We start from the raw sequence: 19,164 nt of genomic DNA, 5'->3' as shown, positions 1-19,164 counted from the left end.
GCACCGGTCAACGCGGTTCGGGACGCCAGTACCCGATCGCCAATGCCGCGACCAGGACGGCGGCGCCGCACCAGGCCGTGACGCCGAGCCGTTCCCCGAAGAACGCGGCGGACAGGACAGCGGCCGTCAGCGGCTCGAGCACCGCCGACAGCGCACCCAGGACGGGATGCGCCGTCGCCAGGCCATGCAGGTAGGCGGCGTAGGCGAGCGCGGTCGGCACCGCACCGAGGTAGCAGGCCGCCGCGAGGACGTCCGCGTGCAGCGGCAGCGCCATGCCCGTCCAGCTCGCCACGGGGGTGAGCAGGAGACCGCCGGTCAGGCAGCCGAACGCCGTCGTGGACAGCGGGTCCAGGCCGTCGACCGGCTTCGCGGTGAGCAGCGTCAGGGCCGCGAAGCCCGCCGCGGCGAGAAGCGCGAAACCGAGCCCGCCGATGAGGTGGGCGGGTTCGTCCGGTGACCAGCGGAGCAGCACCAGGCCGGCGAGCGTGCCGGCGAGGGAGAGCACCGTCCAGCGGTGGGGCTTGCGCACCACCGCGAGCGTGACGACGACGGGCGCGGCGCCGATGGTGGTCATCGTGGCGATGCTGACCGAGCTGAGCGCGACGGCGGCGAAGTAGCTCGCCTGGAAGAGGGCGAACAGCGCACCGACGGCGAGAAGCCGCTTCGCCGCTTCGGCGGTGCGTGGGAAGGCGCCGCCTTTCAGCAGGACGAAGAGGGTCGCGACGCCGCCGCCGACGAGCAGCCGGTACGCGGCGACGGCGAGCGGGTGGAGGCCGGCCAGCTGGCCGAGCAGTGAGCCGGCGAGGCCACCGGTGCCCCAGAGGACACCGGCGAGAACGAGCGCGGCCGAGGACCGGGCGCGCGTGGACAGGGTTGTCAAAGGAACGCTCCTGCGTCGAAGGAAAAGGGAGCTCGACGACGCGGGGCGGTGCAAGACGAATCAGCCGCGGGCCCTGGAGGCCACGCGGCTGGGGACCACCCCGCTCAGGCGCGGGGCGGTGGGGTGACGAAGAGGATTCGGCGCACGGGGCGAACCTAGTGGTGGCGAACGCCGTGGGGGGCCCCGGGGTGCGGGGGGGGCCCCGGCGGGGGGCCGGCCCCCGGGGCCCCCCCGGCCCCCCCCGGCCCCCCCCCCCCACGGCGGATCTCAGTCCAGCTGGGCCAGCTGCTCCCGCAGCGTGTCCAGCCCCATCCCGCCCAGCCGCAGCGCCTGCATGTGGAACCGCTTGATGTCGAACGCCCCGCCGGCCCGCCCCTGGGCCTCCGACCGGGCCGCCAGCCACAGGCGCTCGCCGATCTTGTACGCCGGGGCTTGACCGGGCCACCCCAGGTATCGGTCGATTTCGTCGCGGACATGCGCATCGTCGGTGATCGTGCGGGTCAGCATGAACTCCAGGCCCAGCTCCGGGGTCCACCGCGACCCCTCGTGGAAGCCCGTTCCCGCCGGGATCTCGAGCTCCAGGTGCATGCCCAGGTCGACCACCACCCGCGCCGCGCGGAAGAGCTGTTCCGACAGCATTCCCAGCAGGTCGCCGTCGTCGGACAGGTAGCCCAGTTCCTCCATCAGGCGCTCCGAGTACAGCGCCCAGCCCTCCGCGTGGCCCGACGTGAACGCCATCAGGCGCTGGTACTTGTTCAGCCCCTCGGACTGGTCCACCGCCGTCGCGATCTGGAGGTGATGACCCGGTGCTCCCTCGTGGTACACCGTGCTCGTCTCGCGCCACGTGACGAACTCGTCGCGGCCGGCCGGCAGGGACCACCACATCCGGCCCGGGCGGGCGAAGTCCTCGCTCGGGCCCGTGTAGTACGCGCCCACTCCTCCGCCCGGCGGGGCGATCTTGCACTCCAGCGCCATCACGCGATCCGAAATCTCGAAGTGCTTGCCGCGCAACGACTTCAGCGCTTCGTCGGACAGGTGCTGCATCCACGCTTCGAACTCCGCGCGGCCGCGGACGCGGTAGCGGGGGTCGGCGTCGAGCACTGCCGCGACCTCTGCCACCGAAGCGCCCGGCTTGACGCGGTTCGCGACCGTCCGCATCTCCGACTCGATCCGGGCGAACTCCGCCCAGCCCCATTCGTAGGCTTCACGCAGGTCCAGCGCCGCGCCGACGAAGTACCGCGACCACAGGCGGTAGACGTCCTCGCCGACGGCGTCCTTGACCGGGGCCTTCGGCGCCAGCTCGGCCCGCAGGAACCCGGCGAACTCCGCGAACGCCTCCTCGGCCGCCCGCGCGCCGTGCGCGAGGTCTCCCTTCAGCGCTTCACCCGGCGAAGACGCGCCGCCGACGAGCTGGGTGAAGTAGCCCGTCTCCTCCTGCAGCCCGGCCCACGTCTCGCACTGCTCCGCCACCTTCGCGATCTGCCGCAGCGCCGAGACGTGCCCGTTGTCGGCCGCCGAGAGCAGGCCGTTGCGGACGTTCGCGAGCGCCTGCGGGACCTCGCCGAGCCGGGCCGAGACGACCGACCAGTCCTGCTCGGTGTCGAGCGGCATCAGGTCGAACGCCATTCGCAGCTCCTGCACCGGGCTGGAGATGACGTTCAGGCTCGCCACGTCAAGGCCGGCCTCGTGGATCTCCAGCTCCAGCCCGACGCGCTCGGTGAACACGGCTTTCGCGGCGCGCTCGGCGGCGTCCTGCGGCTCGGTGGCCGTGACGGCGGCGTGCGCCCGCGACCCCAGCGCGGCGCGCCCGGCGAACCCGTCCGCCGAGTAGTCGGTCAGCCGGTGGTCGTGACCCGTGATGCCGTAAGCGGTCGCCGCGACCGGGTCCGCGGCCGCGTATTCGTCGACGTAGCGGTCACAGATCCCGTGCACGCCATCGGAAGCAGTAGAAGCCATGCGCCGCACGCTACCGGGCCACCAGGGGCCGGTGGTACGGCCTTAAGTGCGGGCCGGGACGAGCCCCAGCCGGGCGATGACCTCGCGCGTCGCCTTCGACCGGTTGAACGTGTAGAAGTGCAGGTTCGGCACGCCCTCGGCGATCAGCTTCTCGCACAGCTCCGTGGTGACGTCGATGCCCGCCGCGCGGAACGCCTTGGGGTCGTCGGCGAGGGGTTCGAGCCGGTCCAGGAGCTTCCGGGGCGCCGGCGCTCCGGAAAGCTTGATCGTCGTCTGGAGCGTCCGCATGGTGGTCAGCGGCATCACGCCGGGCAGCACCGGGACGTCGCAGCCGGTCGCGGCCACCCGGTCGCGCAGCCGCAGGAAGTCCTCGGCGTCGTGGAACAGCTGCGCGATCGCGAAGTCGGCGCCCGCGCGCAGCTTGCGGACCAGGTACTTCGTGTCCGACTCCAGGTCGGCCGAGCGCGGGTGGCCGTAGGTGTACGCCGAGACGCCGATGCAGAAGTCGCCCAGCTCGCGGACCAGCTGCACCAGCTCTTCGGCGTAGGTCAGGCCCTCCGGGTGCGGGATCCAGTCGCCGTAGACGTCGCCCGGCGGGTCGCCGCGCAGCGCGAGGATGTTGCGGACGCCGACCGAGGCGTACCAGCCGATCACGTTCCGCAGCTCGGCGACGGTGTGGTTGACCGCGGTCAGGTGCGCCATCGGCACCAGCGTCGTCTCGGTGGCGACGCGCGCGATGCTGCGGATCGTGCCGTCGCGGCTGGAGCCGCCGGCCCCGTAGGTGATCGACATGTAGGCCGGGTCGTACGGCTCGAGCTCCCGGATCGCCTTCCAGAGGACGGCCTCGTCCGCCGCGTCCCGGGGCGGGAAGAACTCGATGGAGAACTTCGGCCCGTCTCCTCGCAACCGCTCGATCACCGACGTCATACCCGAATGTTAAAGGTCTCCGGTACTAAACTGGTCACGGGAGTGAGCCATGCGCGACGACGACACGAACCGGGACGAGGACGTGCGCCTCGCCGTCTACCACGCTTTCGCCGATCGCGGCCGCGCGCCGTCCGCGCCGGAGCTGGCCGACGCGGCGGGCGGGTCGCTGGCCGTCGCCAAGCAGGCGCTGCACCGCCTCGCCGAGGCCCACCACCTGGTGCTCGACGAGTGCGAGCACGTCGTGCTGGCCCACCCGTTCGCGGCGAAGTCGCTCGGCTTCTCGGTGATGGGCTCGCGCACGCTGTGGTGGGGCGGCTGCGCGTGGGACTCCTTCGCCATCCCCCACCTGGTGGCCGGCGAGCCGGAGGTGCTCGTCGCGACCCGCTGTCCCGGCTGCGGGCAGCCGCACGCCCTGGTCGTCACCCGGTCCGCACCGCCCGAGGGCACACAGGTGGCGCACTTCCTCGTGCCGGCCGCGCGGATGTGGGACGACGTGCTGCACACCTGCGGCCACCAGCGGCTGTTCTGCTGCGAGTCCTGTGTGGACGCCTGGCTGGCGGCGACCGGGCAGGCCAAGGGGTACGTCATGGACCTCGTCACGCTCTGGCGGCTCGCCCGGGGCTGGTACGAGGGCCGGCTCGAGCGCGGCTACCGGCGGCGCGAACCGGACAGCGCCGTCGAATACTTCGCCGAAACGGGCCTGACCGGGCCGTTCTGGGCGGCGACGGCCGGAGTCTGATTCGCCACATCCGGGTGCCCCGGCGGCCCGCGCCCCCGCCGGTTCCGCGAGGATGGCGGCATGAACGCGCCCGTTTCCGACACCGATCTGCCCGCCAACGTCGAGCGCGCGCTGGCCGGGTTCCTCGGCCGGGCGAGCGACGAAATCGTGGCGACCGAGCCGACCGTGAAGGCCGGGATCGACGCGCTGAGCGGGTTCGTGCTGACCGGGGGCAAACGCTTGCGCCCGACGTTCGCCTGGTGGGGCTGGCGCGGCGCGGGCGGCGACCCGGCGGGCCCGGACGCCGAGGGCGTGCTGCAGGCGGTGTCCAGTCTCGAGCTGATCCAGGCGTGCGCGCTGATCCACGACGACCTCATCGACTCCTCCGACTCCCGCCGAGGCTTCCCGACCGTGCACATCGCGGGCGCGAAGCTGCACGCCGACCAGGGCTGGCTCGGCTCCCCCGCGACGTTCGGCCTGGCGACCGCGGTGCTCGTCGGCGACCTGGCCCTGGCCTGGGCGGACGACATGTTCGCCGACGCGCCGCTGCCCGCGCGGACCCTCGCCGCGGCCCGCCCGGCGTGGCGCGCGATGCGCACCGAGGTGCTCGCCGGGCAGTACCTCGACGTCCGCACGCAGGCCACCGGCGACGCCTCCGTCGAGGCCGCGCTGAAGATCGACCGGCTCAAGACCGCCGCCTACACCGTGCAGCGGCCGCTGCACCTCGGCGCCGCGCTCGGCGGGGCCTCCCCCGAGCTGATCGCCACGCTGCTGGAGTTCGGCGGCGAGGTCGGCGTCGCGTTCCAGCTGCGCGACGACCTGCTGGGCGTGTTCGGCGACCCGTCGGTCACCGGCAAGCCCGCCGGCGACGACCTGCGCGAGGGCAAGCGCACCCTGCTCGTCGCGCTCGGCCTGCAGCTCGCCGCCGAGAAGGGCGAGACGGCCGCGGCCACCGTGATCGCGGACGCGATCGGCGACGCGGACCTGTCCGACGAGGGCGTCGAGACCGTCCGGATGGCGTTGCGGCAGGTCGGCGCGGTCGACGCGGTCGAGCGGCGGATCGACGAGCTGACCACCGCGGCGATGGCCGCCCTCGAGCGCGCGCACCTGGCCGAGCCCGCGCCGGAGGCGCTGACCGGGCTGGTCGTCAAGGCCACCCAGCGGACGTACTGACGTGCGGCGGATCGAAGGGCCCGCCGATCACGTCGTGGTGATCGGGGCCGGGCTGGCCGGGCTTTCGGCGACCCTGCACCTGCTCGGGGCGGGGCGCCGCGTAACGCTGCTGGAGCAGGCCGACGTCCCGGGCGGGCGTGCCGGGCAGGAGACCTTCGACGGCAACGCCGTGGACACCGGCGCGAGCGTGCTGACCATGCCCGAACTCCTCGAAGAGGCGTTCGCCGCGGTCGGTGAACCCCTGGCCAAGAACCTGCGCCTGACCAGGCTGGATCCGGCGTACCGGGCCCGGTTCGCCGACGGCAGCACCCTGGCGCTGCGCACCGACGGCGATGCGATGGAGGCCGAGATCCGCGCCTTCGCCGGCGCGCGCGAAGCGGCGGGTTACCGGGCGCTGCGGCGCTGGCTGACCGAGCTGTACGCCGTGCAGAAGGACCGGTTCCTGGCCACGAACTTCGACTCGCCGTTCGACCTGGCCCGCCCCGAGCTGGCGAAGCTCGCGGCGCTGGGCGGGTTCGGCAGGCTCGGCCCGCGGGTCGGGCGCTACCTGCTCGACGAGCGGGTCCGGCGGCTGTTCACCTTCCAGGCGCTCTACGCCGGCCTCGACCCGGCGAGCGCGATCGGCGCGTACGGCGTCATCGCCTACATGGACACCGTCGGCGGCGTCTACTACCCCGAAGGCGGGATGGGCGAGATCGGCCGGGCGATGACGGCCGCGGCGACGCGAGCCGGCGCGGACGTGCGGTTCGGCACCGAAGCCGCGTGGCTCGAGCGGGTGTCCTCCCGGGTGCGCGCGGTCCGGACGCGCTCGGGCGAGCGGATCGCCTGCGACGCCGTCGTCCTCGCCACCGAGCTGAGCGCGGCCTACCGGCTCATCGGCGCCCGGCCCCGGCGGCCGGTGCCGCTGCGGTACTCACCCTCGGCCGTCGTCCTGCACGGCCGGACGACGCGGGCGTGGGACCTCGGGCACCACACGATCTACTTCGGCGACGCGTGGGAGCGGACGTTCGCCGAGATCATCCGCGAAGGGAAGCTCATGAGCGACCCGTCGCTGCTGGTCACCCGCCCGACGGCGACCGACCCGGGGCTGGCCGGGCGCGGCGGCGAGATCGTCTCGGTGCTCGCGCCGGCGCCGAACCTGCGGCGCGGACCGATCGACTGGGACCGCGTACGCGAGCCGTACCGCGAAGAGCTCCTTCGCACGCTCGAAGCGCGCGGACTGACCGGTTTCGGCGACGGGTTCACCGTCGACGAGACGATCACCCCGGCGGACTGGGCGGCACGCGGGCTCGCGGCCGGGACGCCGTTCTCGCTGGCGCACACGTTCACGCAGACCGGCCCGTTCCGGCCGGCGAACCTGGTGCGCGCGGCGGGCAACGTGGTGCTCGCCGGCTGCGGCACGACGCCGGGCGTCGGCATCCCGCCCGTGCTCATCTCCGGACGACTGGCAGCGGAAAGGATCACCGGCCGGTGAACGAACTCGACGCCGCGGGCATCACCGAACCCGCGCTGCGCGCCGCCTACACCGAGTGCCGCCGCATCAACGCCCACCACGGGCGCACGTTCTTCCTGGCCACCCGGCTGCTGCCGGCGCGGGCCCGGCCGGCCGCGCACACGCTCTACGGGTTTGCGCGGATGGCCGACGACCTGGTCGACGTCCCGGCGCCGGGCACCGACCCGGCCGAGTCCCTGGACCGCGTCGCGGCGATGGTGGACGTCGTCTTCGACGGCGGCACCCCGGACGACCCGGTGCTCGTGGCGCTGGCCGACACGGTGCGGCGCTACGGCATCGAACGCGGCCTGTTCGACGCGTTCCTCAAGTCCATGCGGATGGACCTCAAGCCGGTCGAGTACGCGACGTTCGCCGAGCTGGGCGAGTACATGTACGGCTCGGCCGCGGTGATCGGGCTGCAGATGCTGCCGGTGTTCGGCACGGTCGGCGCCTTGGCAGAGGCCGAGCCCGGGGCGATCGCGCTGGGCGAGGCGTTCCAGCTGACGAACTTCCTGCGCGACGTCGGCGAGGACCTCGATCGTGGCCGGCTGTACCTGCCGACGCGGGAGCTGGCGGCGTTCGACGTCACGCGCGAGCTGCTGGAGGAGCGGCGGCCCGACCCCCGGATCCGGGCGGCGCTGGCGTACTTCGCCGCGCGGACGCGGGCGGTGTACCGGCGGGCCGAAGCGGGGGTTCCGTTGCTGCGGCCCGAATCGCGGGCGTGCGTGCGGACGGCGTTGACGCTGTACGAGGGCATCCTGGACGAGATCGTCGCGCTGGACTACGACATCCTCACGCGGCGCGCGGTGGTGCCGAAGTCACGCAGGCTGGTGGTCGCGCTACCCCCCTTGGCCACGGTCTGGGCGCGCGAGACGTTCCGGGGCGGTCGTAGGCTGCGGTCATGACCGAACGACGCATCCGGATCGGCCTGCAGCTCCAGCCGCAGCACGCCGACTACGACACCATCCGGCGCACCGCCTCGGCCGCCGAGGACCTCGGCGCCGACATCGTCTTCAACTGGGACCACTTCTACCCGCTGTACGGCGATCCCGAGGGCGCGCACTTCGAGTGCTGGACGATGCTCGGCGCGTGGGCGGAGTCGACCTCGCGCGTGGAGATCGGCGCGCTGGTGACCTGCAACAGCTACCGCAACCCCGAGCTGCTGGCCGACATGGCCCGCACGGTCGACCACATCTCCGGCGGCCGGCTCATCCTCGGCATCGGCTCCGGCTGGTTCGAGAAGGACTACGACGAGTACGGCTACGAGTTCGGCACCGCGGGCGGCCGCCTCGACGACCTGGCGGAGTCGCTGCCGCGCATCGAGTCCCGCCTCGGCAAGCTGAACCCGGCGCCGACCCGCAAGATCCCGGTCCTCATCGGCGGCGGCGGCGAGAAGAAGACCCTCAAGCTGGTCGCCAAGCACGGCGACATCTGGCACGGCTTCGGCGACCCGGAGGTCGTCGAGCGCAAGGTGAAGATCCTCGACCAGCACTGCGCGGACGTCGGCCGCGACCCGGCCGAGATCGAGCGCTCGTGCGGCGTCCAGGGCGAGCCGGACGAGCTGGGCCCGAAGCTGCTGAGCCTGGGCGTCACGACGTTCACGGTCGGCGTGGGCGGCCCGGACTACGACTTGGGAGCCCTCAAGTCGTGGATCGCCTGGCGCGACAAGACCAACGGCTGACGTTTGTTCCATGAGGGGCACCTTCATGGTCTTTATGGCCATGAAGGTGCCCCTCATGGCTTTTGCGCCCGGTGGGCGGCGACTCGCTCCCGCGTCGCGCAGCGCGGGGAGCAGTAGCGGCGCGGACTTCCCCCGCCCGTGTGCGCGAACGGCTTCCCGCACGACGCCGAAGCGCACAGCCCTCCCGGCACGTCCTGACGCTCCGCCAGCAGCGAAGCCAGCCCCAGCGCCGACGACGTCACCAGCCACGCGCCCCACGGCCCGTCGTCCGCCGTGTCGGCGTGCAGGTGCCAGCCGTAGCCCTCTTCGTGGTCCGTCAGGCGCGGCGGGCTCGCGTACGCAGCGAAGAGCCGGTTGAGCACCGCAGCCGCCGAAGCCACGTCCGGTGCCGCGAACACCGCGCGCAGCTCGACCGCCGCCGCCCGAAGCTCGGCCACGTCCGAAGAAGACAGCCGGACCTCCGGTTCGCCGTGCGAACTCAAGACACGGGCGACCGCGGAAGGATCGGCGTCGAAGAGCAACACGCCCAGCAGGTCGACCGCGCGCTGCACGGAATCCCGGTGCGGAAAAGCCATACCCCACTGTAACGTCTTGCTCATGATAAGGCGTTACCTGGTCGGGGCGACGTTGGCGCGGACCGGCGACGAGCTGTCCGGCCCCGCCCTCCTGCTCCTCGGCCTGCAGGACGGCCCGCACGCCGGTTCCGCGCTGCTCGCCGGCCTGACCGCGGCCGCCGCCGTGGGCGGGCCCGCCTTCGGGGCCCTTCTCGACCGCAGTCCCGCGCCCGGACGGCTGCTGGCCATCGCCCTCGCCGGGTACGCGGGCGGGATCGCCGCCGTCACCGCCGCCTTCGGGCACCTGCCGCTCGGAGCCGTCGTCGCCGGCGCGGTCGTGACCGGCCTGCTCAACCCGGCCGTCGCCGGGGGCTGGACCGCTCAGCTGCCCGCCGTCGCCGGGCCGAAGCTCCCGCAGGCCAGCCGGCTCGACGCGCTGACGTTCACCGCCGCCGCCCTGGCCGGTCCCGGGCTCGCGGGACTTCTCGGCGGCTCGCTCGGCCTCGCGACCGCCGTCGTCCTGGTCGCCGCCGCGGTCCCCCTCGCCTGGCGCCTCCCGGGGAAGCTGCGCACGACCAAGACCCGCCTCCGGGACGGCTTCGCGGTTCTCGTGCGCAACGCCCCGCTGAGGCGGGCGACCTGCGCGTCGACGATCTCCTGCACGGGCATCGGGATGGTCACCGTCTGTTATCCCCTGCTGGGCGCGGCCCACCTCCGCGGCCCGGCCGACGGCGCCCTCCTGCTGACCGTGCTCGCGACCACGTCCCTGCTGGCCAACGCGGTCTTCGCGCGACGCCCGCTGCCGTGGTCCCCGGACCGGACCGTCTGGCTGAGCACCCTGGTCCTGGCGGTGAGCTGCACCGTGGCCGCGCTCGCGCCCGGCGTCACGGGGCTCGTCGCGGCGGCCGCGATCGCCGGGTTCGGCGAAGGACCGCAGCTCACGGCGCTGTTCGCGATCCGCCACCGCGAAGCGCCGGAGCACGTCCGGGCGCAAGTGTTCACAACGGCGGCGAGCGTGAAGATCACCGGACTCGCCGCGGGAGCGGCCCTCGCCGGCCCTCTCGCGACCTGGTCGCTACCGGCGTGCCTCAGCGTCGCCGCAGCCGTCCAACTAGTCGCTGCGGCGAGCTATCTGCGCAGGTCAGAACGCCATCGCCTGGGCGCGCCGCTTCACCTCGGTGCCGTGGCTGGTGCGCAGGGCGTTGACCGGGGTGCTGCCCGGCAGGCTCTCGTCGGTCTCGAACAACCACCGCAGCATCTCCGTCCGGGAGAACCCGGAGTCGGCGAGCACCGTGATCGTCCCGGCCAGGCCCTTCACGATCCCGTCCTTGACGAAGAAAGCGCTGGGAACGCACAGGTCACCGCCGCGTTTGAAGGCGATCAGCTGCCCGTCACGCAGCATCTGGCGCACCTTGTTGGCCGAAGTCCCGAGGACGTTCGCGACCTCTCCCAACGGGAGGACCGCGATGGCGGTGTCGAGGACGTCGTCGGCGACAGGAATCCCACTCACAGGTGACACTCTGCCACATTCCGCACTCACGCCCGTTAGTGCGCACGGGTGACCCGCGAGGTCTCCTCCACCAACCGTGTGCGGTTCCGTACGATCCATACTCGTGACTCGCACCCAACCCAGCCTGGTCGGCACGCTCCTCGAGCAGCGCTACCGGGTGGACCGGCTGCTCGCGCACGGGGGGATGTCCTCCGTCTACCGGGGGACCGACACCCGGCTGGACCGTCCGGTCGCGATCAAGATCATGGACCCGCGGTTCGCCGACGACCGGTCGTTCGTGGACCGGTTCGTGCGGGAGGCGCAGTCGGCGGCGCAACTGCACCACCCGCACGTCGTGGCGGTGCACGACCAGGGCTTCGACCTGCCCCAGGGCGCCGAGTCCGGGCTCGCGTTCCTGGTGATGGAGCTGGTCGACGGCGGGACGCTGCGCGACCTGCTGGCCGACAAGGGCCCGCTGGACGTCGCGCTGGCGCTGAGCGTGGCCGAGCCGGTGCTCTCGGCGCTGGCCTCCGCGCACCGGGCCGGGCTGGTGCACCGGGACGTCAAGCCGGAGAACGTGCTGATCGGCCGGTCCGGGCCGCACACCGGCGGCGTCGTGAAGGTCGCCGACTTCGGGCTGGTGCGGGCCGTGGCGAGCGCGGGCACGACGAGCTCGAGCGTCATCCTGGGCACGGTCGCCTACCTGTCCCCGGAGCAGGTCGAGATCGGCTCCGCGTCCGCGCGGGGCGACGTCTACTCGGCCGGCATCCTGCTCTTCGAAATGCTCACCGGGCAGGTGCCCTACACCGGCGACACCGCGATCTCGGTGGCGTACCGGCACGTGAACGACGACGTCCCGCGGCCGAGCGAGCTGCGCCCGGACCTGCCGCCCGAGCTGGACGAGCTGATCACCCGCGCGACCCGGCGGGACCCGGAGCTGCGTCCCGCCGACGCCGGGGAGTTCCTGACCGAGCTAACGGCGGTTCGTGCGCAGCTGGGCCTGCTGCCGGTGAACGTGCCGATCCCGGTTTCGCACGGCCAGGGCGACCTCGCCGACACCGAGCGCACGCTGCCGCGGATCCCGCAGGTGCAGCCGGACACCGAGAAGACGATGCCGGTGCAGCGCCCGAACGCGACGCGGGCGCTGAGCCACCCGGGCACCCCGCCCCCGGGCATCACCCAGCAGATCCCGCCCGTGCGGCCGCCGGTGCCGCGGCGCCGGAGCGAGGCGGAGCCGGAGAAGCCGAAGGACAACCGGAAGCGGATCGCGGTGATCGCCGGCGCGGTGCTGCTCTTCGGCGGCTTGCTCACGGCCTTCATCTTCATGCTGACCGACACCGGCGGCGACAAGACCGCGACCGTGCCGAAGCTCGTCGGGCTGAACCAGGCCGCGGCGGGTGACGCGCTGCGGTCGGTGAAGCTGAACCCGCAGTTCAGCCAGGAGTACGACAACTCGGTGCCGTCGAACACCGTGCTGCGGGCAGAGCCCGCGGAGGGCACGCCGCTGCAGCCGAACTCGAACGTGTCCGTCGTGCTGTCCAAGGGCCGTCCGGCGGTGCCGGACATCCGGCCGGGCACCGCGCTGGCCGACGCCGAGCAGGCGATCAAGACCGCGCAGCTGACCCCGACGCGCGGCGCCGACGACTACGACGCCGACGTCCCGCAGGGCGCGGTCATCCGCACCACGCCGGGCGCGGGCAGCCAGCTGAACATCGGCGGCCAGGTCACGATCATCGTGTCGAAGGGCCCGATCCCGCTGCCGCCGGTCCCGGACGTCACCGGCCGGAGCAAGGACGAGGCGTTCCAGCTGCTGCAGCAGGCCGGGTTCGAGCCGTTCCAGGCGGGCGAGGAGTTCAAGCAGGACGTCGCGGGCGGCGCCGTCACCCGGACCGACCCGCCGGCCAACGCGCAGGCGCGGGAAAAGCGGATCGGCGTCTTCGTCAACAACGCCGTCCAGGTGCCGGACGTCCGGTTCCGCTCGTTCGACGACGCCCAGAAGATCCTCGAGCAGGCCGGGCTGAAGGCCGACCGCGACGGCAAGGGCGGCGGCCGCGGCGGAGGCGGCGGGTTCGACTTCGTCTTCCAGCAAGACCCGCAGCCGGGCACGTTCGTGCAGAAGGGCAGCAAGGTCAAGCTGAAGGGCTTCGGGGGATGATCGGCAGCCGAGGCCGCGTGACCGGCACGATCGGCCCCGGCCTCATCGGCGAGGTGCTCCTGAACGTCCGGGGCGGCACGGAGGCGTTCTACGCCTACCCGGCCGACCCGGACGCGACCTTCTCCTCCGGCACCCAGGTGCTCGTGGTCGACTTCGAACCCCCGCGCACGGTTTATGTCGAGCGGTGGCAACCGCTGGGCCGCTGACGGCGTCGAAGAGGCACCAACACACCTGACAACAGAAAAGAGCGAGGGGGTCGGTGCCATGAGCCTCGTGGAAATCCTGCTGCTTTCCGCCGGTGGAGTCATCGTCGCGCTGCTGGTGATCTTCGGGATCCTGCGGCTGCTGTACAAGGTCGCGGAACCGAACGAAGCGCTGATCATCTCCGGGCTCGGCGTCCGGGTCGACCGCGCGGACACCGCGGACAGCCTGGGCTTCAAGATCATCACCGGCCGCGGGGTGAACGTCCTGCCCGGCTTCCAGACCGCGCGGCGGCTGTCGCTGGACACCCGGGGCGTCAACCTGCAGGTTTCGTGCGTGACCAAGCAGGGCCTGCCGGTCACCGTGCGGGCCGTCGTCATCTACAAGGTCGGCGACGACTTCGCGTCGATCGCCAACGCCGCCCGCCGGTTCCTGGACCAGCAGAAGGGCATGAACGACACGATCCACGAGCTGTTCTCCGGGCACCTGCGCTCGATCGTGGGCGGGCTGACCATCGAGGAGATGATCCACAACCGGGACGCGCTGACCGGGGAGGTCCGCCAGTCCTCGGCGACGGAGATGATCAAGCTCGGGCTGATCGTGGACTCGTTGCAGATCCAGGAGATCGACGACGAGTCGGGCTACATCGTCAACCTCGGCAAGCCGCACGCCGCCGCGATCGCCGCGTCGGCCCGCATCGCCGAGGCGCGCAGCGACCAGGAGGCCGCCGAGGTCGAGCAGATGTCCGCGGCGAAGAAGGCGGCCGCGGTCCGCGAAAGCCAGATCCAGCAAGCCGGTTACCAAGCCGAGGTCGACCAGGCGCGGGCGAAGATGTCCCAGTCGGGTCCGCTGGCCGAGGCGACCGCGCGCCAGGAGGTCGTCGTCCAGGAGACCCGGGCGGCCGAGCTGGAAGCGGCGCTGGCCGAGCAGCGGCTGCAGTCGCAGGTCCGCAAGCCGGCCGACGCGAAAGCGTACGACACCCGGACCGCGGCCGACGCCGCCCGTGACGCTTCGATCGCCAAGGCGCAGGCCGAGGCGAAGGAGACCGAGCTGCGGGCCGCGGCGGACGCGACCCGCGTGAAAACGGCCGCCGAGGCCGAGGCGCAGGCCACGAAGGCCCGTGCCGAGGCGATGGCGGGCGCGACCCGGGCGACCGGTGAAGCCGAGGCGGCCGCGGCCAAGGCCCGTGGTCTGGCGGACGCGGAAGCCGCGAAGGCGAAGGGTCTCGCCGAAGCGGAGTCGGCCCGGGCGAAGGGCCTGGCCGAGGCGGACGCCATCAAGGCGCGCGCCGCGGCGCTGGCGGAGAACCAGGAAGCGGTCGTCGCGCAGCAGCTGGCCGAGCGCTGGCCGGAGATCGTCGAGGCGGGCGCGAGCGCCTTCGGCAACATCGACCACATGGTCGTGCTCAACGGCGCCGACGGCATGTCCGACATGTTCGCCAAGGCGCTGTCGCTCGGCGGAACCGGTGTCGGCCTGGCGCGGCAGCTCATGGACGCCATGGGCAAGCCGGCCGGCAAGGAGCTCGACGAGTCCGCGCGGCGCAATGGCGAACTCAAGCCGAGTGACCAGGAACTCAAGCTGAGCGACTGACCCGTCACGCTGTGTGCGGCCCCTGTGTCCCGGATCACGGGAGGCAGGGGCCGTACGCCCGTTCGGGGGCGGCAATTCCCGAGCCGTTGTCCTACCGTGGGCGCATGGTGCCGGACAGCGGGTCGCGGGCCGCCCGATGAGCTTCTTCACCGGCGGCCCCCGTGAGCGTCCCCTGTTCCCCGTGCCGGAGCAGGAGCTCTACGCGTTCAACGGCCGGCACTGGACCGATCCCCCGCGCGAGCACATCGTCCCGGCGATCCTGCCGCTGGCGCAGCCGCTGGGCCGGTCCGAGCGCACGATCGTGGCGCTGCGGGCCGTCGAGGTCTGGCCCCGGTCGCTCACGCTGCGCATCACGGTGTACTCCCGGGACAGCCTGGTCGACGACCCCGCCGAGGGCCTGATCGACCACCGGCGCAAGCCCGACTACAACGGCCTGCTCATCGGCGTCCTCTACGCCGACGGCAGCCGGGCGAGCTCCGAGACGATCTCGGTGCCGTCGGCGTCCGAGCCGGAAGAGCCGGTGCTGCGGGCGCAGTCCGTCGGCGGCACGCGCTTCGCCGTCGAGCACGAAGTCTTCCTGTGGCCGCTCCCGCCGGCCGGCCCGCTGAAGCTGGTCGTGCAGTGGACGGACCGGGAAATCGCCGAGACGCGCACGACGCTCGACGGCGGCGCGATCCGGGCCGCGGCGAAGGACGCCGCGGAGATCTGGCCGGGGCTGGGCAAGCGGCAGGTGAACGGCCTGCCGGTGCGCCGCGTCGGCAAGCAGGTGGCGCTCACCCCCGAATGGGGGACCTCGGTGGTGCGGGCGGAAGAACCCGGGTCCACCCCCGCGGAGTAGCGCGTTTCCTGATCTGTGACCCCGCGCACCGGCGCCCGGGGTATCTCGAATGGATGAACGGGGTGGGTAGTTAGCGTCGTGGAAACACTTCGACCACCCGGCCGTCATGTCGGGCTGGTGCAGTGCTGTGACCGGGGCTCCGCCCCGGGCCGGGGGCTCCGCCACCCGGACCCCCGCAAGACGCCGGTTCCCCTCACCTTCCGACGCACGTGGCCGTGCACCCGCGAACCCGGAAAGGTCGCCCATGGCAGGCTCTCCGCTCAGCGCCCTCGACGTCGCTTTCCTTTGCCTGGAAAGCGAAACCTCCCCGATGCACATGGGGGCGGTGGTCACGTTCACCACCCGCCGCCCGGTGGACCCCGCCGCGCTGACCGCCCTGCTGGCCGAACGTGCCGCCCGGCTGCCGAAACTGCGCCAGCGGGCCCGCGCCGAACTGTTCCCGCCGGGGTCGGCCAGCTGGACCGAAGACCCGGAGTTCGTTGCGGCGGACCACATCCACCACGTGACCCTGAGTTCTCTGTACGAACCGGACCCCCTCACCGCGTACGCGTCGCGGTGGATCGCCGAGCCGCTCGACACGTCCCGGCCGCTGTGGCACCTCACCCTGGTCACCGGCCTGCCGGGCGGGAAGTTCGCGCTGCTGCTGAAGCTGCACCACGCGCTCACCGACGGTGCCGGCGCGTACGCGGTCGCGGCCGGCCTGCTCGACGGCGTCGAGCTGCCGGAGCGGATCCCGGCGGCGCGGCCGATCCCGGCACCGCGGTCCACTTTGGACACGGTGAAGGACGCGCTGGGCACGGTCTGGGACCAGGCGAACGAGACGGCCGGGATCGCTTCCTCCCTGGTGCGCGCCGCGCGGCCGCCGCTCTCGCCGGTGTCGGCGCCGACGTCGGCCGAACGCCGGCTCGGGTTCGTCCGGCTCCCGCTGACGGAGCTGCGCCAGGTGCGCAAGGCCCACGGCGGCACGACCAACGACGTCGTGCTGGCGGTGCTTTCCGGCGCACTGCGCGAATGGCTGGTCAATCGCGGCCACCGCGCCGACGGCCGCACGCTGCGCGCCCTGATCCCGGTGAGCGTGCGCGGCCGGGCGGCCGGCCAGCTCGGCGGCAACAAGCTGTCGGGGTACCTGTGCGACCTGCCGGTCGGCGAGGACGACCCGGTCGAGCGGCTGCGCGTGGTCCGCCGGGCGATGACCCGCAACAAGGCGGCGGGCCCGAGCCGCGGCGCGGGCGCGCTCCCGCTGCTGGCCGACCGCGTCCCGCCGCTGCTGCACCGGCTGGGCACGCGCACGGCGGGGCTGGCCGCGCCGATGCTGTTCGACCTGGTGATCACGACGGTCCCGGTGCCCCCGGCCCGCCTGTCCCTCGGCGGCGCGCGGCTGGCGGAGGTCTACCCGTTCGTCCCGCTGGCCCCGCGCCACGCGGTCGGCATCGCGGTGGCGACGTACCGCGACTCGGTCCACATCGGACTGCAGGTCAACGGCGAGGCGGTCCCGGACGTGGGCTCCCTGCGGGACGCGGTGCTGAAGTCCGCGGACCGCCTCCTCGACGCTTCCGCTTCCTGACCCCGAAATGCCGTTAAGGCCACCTTACGGGCGTCTGACGCCCGTAAGGTGGCCTTAACGGCATTTCGGCCCGGGTCAGCCGCGGAGCATCTCCGCGACCAGGAACGCCAGCTCCAGCGACTGCTGCGTGTTCAGGCGCGGGTCGCAAGCGGTCTCGTAGCGGCCCGACAGGTCGACGTCCGAGATCTCCTGGGCCCCGCCCAGGCACTCGGTGACGTCCTCGCCCGTCAGCTCCACGTGGATGCCGCCCGGGTAGGTGCCCAGCTTGTTGTGGACCTCGAAGAAGCCCTGGACCTCGTCGACGATCCGGTCGAAGTGGCGGGTCTTGTAGCCGGTGGACGACTCGTGGGTGTTGCCGTGCATCGGGTCGCACTGCCAGATGACCTTGTGCCCGGACGCCTCGACCCGCTCGACGATGCCCGGCAGCACCTCGCGGACGTTGCCGTTGCCCATCCGCGCGATCAGCGTCAGCCGGCCCGGCTCGAAGCGCGGGTCGAGCCGCTCGACGTACTCGACGGCCTGGTCGGGCGTGGTCGTCGGGCCGATCTTCAACCCGATCGGGTTGGCCAGCAGCTCGGCGAACGCGATGTGCGCGCCGTCCAGCTGGCGGGTCCGCTCGCCGATCCAGAGGAAGTGCGACGACAGGTTGTACAGCTTCGGGTTCGCCGCGTCGGCGTTGTCGAGGCGCAGCATCGAACGCTCGTAGTCGAGCAGCAGCGCTTCGTGGCTGGCGAAGATCTCGGTGGACTGCAGCGACGTGTCGGTCACCCCGCAGGCCGACATGAACCGCAGGCCGCGGTCGATCTCGTTGGCCAGCGCCTCGAAGCGCTGCGCGGCCGGCGACGCCGAGACGAAGTCCTTGTTCCAGTCGTGCACCTGGTGCAGGTCGGCCATGCCGGCGCCGGTGAGGGCGCGGACCAGGTTCATCGCCGCACCCGCGTTCGCGTAGGCGCGGATCATCCGGCCGGGGTCGGGCACGCGCAGCTCGGGCTTCGCGACCAGCGAGTTGATGATGTCGCCGCGGTACACCGGCAGGCCCAGCGCGTCCGTCGCGGCCGAGCGCGGCTTCGCGTACTGGCCGGCGATGCGCCCGACCTTGACCACCGGCAGGCTCGCGCCGTAGGTCAGCACGACCGCCATCTGCAGCAGCGTGCGCAGGTTGGCGCGGATGTGCGGCTCGGTGTTCGACTCGAACGTCTCCGCGCAGTCACCGCCCTGCAGGAGGAAGGCCTCGCCGCGGGCGACCATCGCCAGCCGGCCCTTGAGGCGGTCGATCTCTGCCGGGACCGTGATCGGCGGCACGCTCTCCAGCACGCCGCGGACCCGGCGGGTCGCGTCCGGGTCGGGCCACTCCGGCTGTTGCGCGGCGGGCAGGGCCAGCGCCTTGTCGAGCCGCGCCCGCAGCTCGGGCGGCAGTGGCGGCAGCTCGGGCAGGGTGTCGACGGGGACGTCCACGGTCCAGTTCACGAACACCAGGATAGGGTTCCCGCCCCGCTCGGCTTCGCCCGGTTCGCCACCCGACTGGCAGATCCCTCGACATGGGCCCCCGGACGGCCCGCCGAGCTGGGAACTCGTGCCTCACCGGCCGGCCGGAGTCCGCACGGCGGGAGAAGCCCCGCCGTGCGGGCGGCGGTTCAGCAGGGACGGCCGGACGCGAACGTCGCCATCGCGTTCACGCGTGAGAACGCCGGCACCCGCAGCAACGCGCCGGTGTACTTCTCACCGGTGAACAGGCACCACGTGTGCTGGCTGCCGTTCTGTTCGGCGACCGCGGTGAACGGCGGCGTTATCGACGGCGTCGGTGCCGACAGACAGAGAGAATGGGTGAACCCCACCAGGACGAGGCTTTCCGGAATGCACGCCGTGGTCCGCGCGGACGCGGCCGGCGCGGTCAGCAGCATCGTGGCCAGCGCGGACACGGCGAACAGCACCATTCTTTTCATGAT

At 72.6% G+C, this 19,164-nt stretch carries 18 protein-coding genes; 10 read left to right on the top strand and 8 right to left on the bottom strand.

The features are described 5' to 3' along the window. Window positions 1–7: 7 nt before the first annotated feature. The 3 genes from QQ657_RS06010 to metF all read right to left on the bottom strand — a co-directional run bounded on the left by QQ657_RS06010 (window position 8) and on the right by metF (window position 3,763). Window positions 8–880 (bottom strand): DMT family transporter, encoded by an 873-nt coding sequence (locus QQ657_RS06010; protein ID WP_284741051.1) that lies wholly within the window; start codon window positions 878–880, stop codon window positions 8–10. Between the two features lie 267 nt (window positions 881–1,147). Beyond that, a complete protein-coding gene (locus QQ657_RS06005) occupies window positions 1,148–2,836 on the bottom strand; it encodes a DUF885 domain-containing protein (RefSeq protein ID WP_284741050.1) in 1,689 nt (562 codons plus the stop codon). A 42-nt stretch (window positions 2,837–2,878) separates the two neighbouring features. Further along, window positions 2,879–3,763: a methylenetetrahydrofolate reductase [NAD(P)H] gene (metF, locus tag QQ657_RS06000; protein WP_284741049.1), complete on the bottom strand. Its 885-nt coding sequence runs from the start codon at window positions 3,761–3,763 to the stop codon at window positions 2,879–2,881. 49 nt (window positions 3,764–3,812) lie between these two features. Between metF and merB the strand changes: the two genes are divergently transcribed. Genes merB through QQ657_RS05975 form a run of 5 tightly spaced genes read left to right on the top strand, consistent with a single transcriptional unit; the run spans window position 3,813 to window position 8,827 of the window. Further along, window positions 3,813–4,502, top strand: coding sequence for an organomercurial lyase (gene merB, locus QQ657_RS05995; RefSeq protein WP_284741048.1), 690 nt, complete (start codon window positions 3,813–3,815; stop codon window positions 4,500–4,502). 60 nt (window positions 4,503–4,562) lie between these two features. Then, window positions 4,563–5,654 carry a polyprenyl synthetase family protein gene (locus tag QQ657_RS05990; protein ID WP_284741047.1) on the top strand — a complete coding sequence of 364 codons (1,092 nt, stop codon included), beginning with the start codon at window positions 4,563–4,565 and terminating at the stop codon, window positions 5,652–5,654. 1 nt (window position 5,655) lies between these two features. Beyond that, entirely contained in the window at window positions 5,656–7,128 is a 1,473-nt protein-coding gene (gene crtI, locus QQ657_RS05985) for a phytoene desaturase family protein (RefSeq protein WP_284741046.1), read from the top strand. Beyond that, window positions 7,125–8,051, top strand: coding sequence for a phytoene/squalene synthase family protein (locus tag QQ657_RS05980; protein WP_284741045.1), 927 nt, complete (start codon window positions 7,125–7,127; stop codon window positions 8,049–8,051). The genes crtI and QQ657_RS05980 overlap by 4 nt, the downstream gene beginning before the upstream one ends. Further along, on the top strand, window positions 8,048–8,827 hold the full coding sequence (locus tag QQ657_RS05975; protein ID WP_284741044.1) for an LLM class F420-dependent oxidoreductase: 780 nt from the start codon (window positions 8,048–8,050) through the stop codon (window positions 8,825–8,827). The genes QQ657_RS05980 and QQ657_RS05975 overlap by 4 nt, the downstream gene beginning before the upstream one ends. Window positions 8,828–8,880: 53 nt before the next feature. Here the strand turns inward: QQ657_RS05975 and QQ657_RS05970 are convergent, their stop codons facing one another. The 3 genes from QQ657_RS05970 to QQ657_RS05960 all read right to left on the bottom strand — a co-directional run bounded on the left by QQ657_RS05970 (window position 8,881) and on the right by QQ657_RS05960 (window position 10,891). Continuing rightward, on the bottom strand, window positions 8,881–9,402 hold the full coding sequence (locus tag QQ657_RS05970; RefSeq protein WP_284741284.1) for a CGNR zinc finger domain-containing protein: 522 nt from the start codon (window positions 9,400–9,402) through the stop codon (window positions 8,881–8,883). Window positions 9,403–9,762: 360 nt separating this feature from the next. Further along, the gene (locus QQ657_RS56645; protein ID WP_350310641.1) at window positions 9,763–10,062 is read right to left on the bottom strand and encodes a hypothetical protein; all 300 of its coding nucleotides are present in this window, start codon (window positions 10,060–10,062) and stop codon (window positions 9,763–9,765) included. A gap of 460 nt (window positions 10,063–10,522) precedes the next feature. After that, entirely contained in the window at window positions 10,523–10,891 is a 369-nt protein-coding gene (locus tag QQ657_RS05960; RefSeq protein ID WP_284741283.1) for an Rv2175c family DNA-binding protein, read from the bottom strand. A gap of 103 nt (window positions 10,892–10,994) precedes the next feature. Here QQ657_RS05960 and pknB point away from each other — a divergent pair, with 103 nt between their 5' ends. The 5 genes from pknB to QQ657_RS05935 all read left to right on the top strand — a co-directional run bounded on the left by pknB (window position 10,995) and on the right by QQ657_RS05935 (window position 17,218). Then, window positions 10,995–13,025: a Stk1 family PASTA domain-containing Ser/Thr kinase gene (gene pknB, locus QQ657_RS05955; RefSeq protein ID WP_284741043.1), complete on the top strand. Its 2,031-nt coding sequence runs from the start codon at window positions 10,995–10,997 to the stop codon at window positions 13,023–13,025. Beyond that, on the top strand, window positions 13,022–13,231 hold the full coding sequence (locus QQ657_RS05950) for an NfeD C-terminal domain-containing protein (RefSeq protein WP_284741042.1): 210 nt from the start codon (window positions 13,022–13,024) through the stop codon (window positions 13,229–13,231). The genes pknB and QQ657_RS05950 overlap by 4 nt, the downstream gene beginning before the upstream one ends. Window positions 13,232–13,289: 58 nt before the next feature. Next, on the top strand, window positions 13,290–14,816 hold the full coding sequence (locus QQ657_RS05945; RefSeq protein ID WP_284741041.1) for an SPFH domain-containing protein: 1,527 nt from the start codon (window positions 13,290–13,292) through the stop codon (window positions 14,814–14,816). A gap of 136 nt (window positions 14,817–14,952) precedes the next feature. Further along, on the top strand, window positions 14,953–15,654 hold the full coding sequence (locus QQ657_RS05940) for a hypothetical protein (protein ID WP_284741040.1): 702 nt from the start codon (window positions 14,953–14,955) through the stop codon (window positions 15,652–15,654). Window positions 15,655–15,898: 244 nt separating this feature from the next. Beyond that, window positions 15,899–17,218: a wax ester/triacylglycerol synthase family O-acyltransferase gene (locus QQ657_RS05935; protein WP_284741039.1), complete on the top strand. Its 1,320-nt coding sequence runs from the start codon at window positions 15,899–15,901 to the stop codon at window positions 17,216–17,218. A gap of 75 nt (window positions 17,219–17,293) precedes the next feature. On the opposite strand, the gene QQ657_RS05930 is transcribed toward QQ657_RS05935, so the two are convergent. Both QQ657_RS05930 and QQ657_RS05925 read right to left on the bottom strand, forming a co-directional pair. Further along, complete coding sequence (locus QQ657_RS05930) at window positions 17,294–18,685, bottom strand: class II 3-deoxy-7-phosphoheptulonate synthase (RefSeq protein WP_284741038.1); 1,392 nt, start codon at window positions 18,683–18,685, stop codon at window positions 17,294–17,296. Window positions 18,686–18,852: 167 nt separating this feature from the next. Beyond that, window positions 18,853–19,161, bottom strand: a complete 309-nt coding sequence (locus QQ657_RS05925; RefSeq protein ID WP_284741037.1) for a hypothetical protein — start codon at window positions 19,159–19,161, stop codon at window positions 18,853–18,855. Window positions 19,162–19,164: the final 3 nt, after the last annotated feature.

The sequence above is a fragment of the Amycolatopsis ponsaeliensis genome, assembly GCF_030182635.1.
Lineage (GTDB): Bacteria > Actinomycetota > Actinomycetes > Mycobacteriales > Pseudonocardiaceae > Amycolatopsis > Amycolatopsis ponsaeliensis.
The sequence above is the reverse complement of the archived record's forward strand: the minus strand, read 5'-3'. Positions and strand labels throughout refer to the sequence as shown.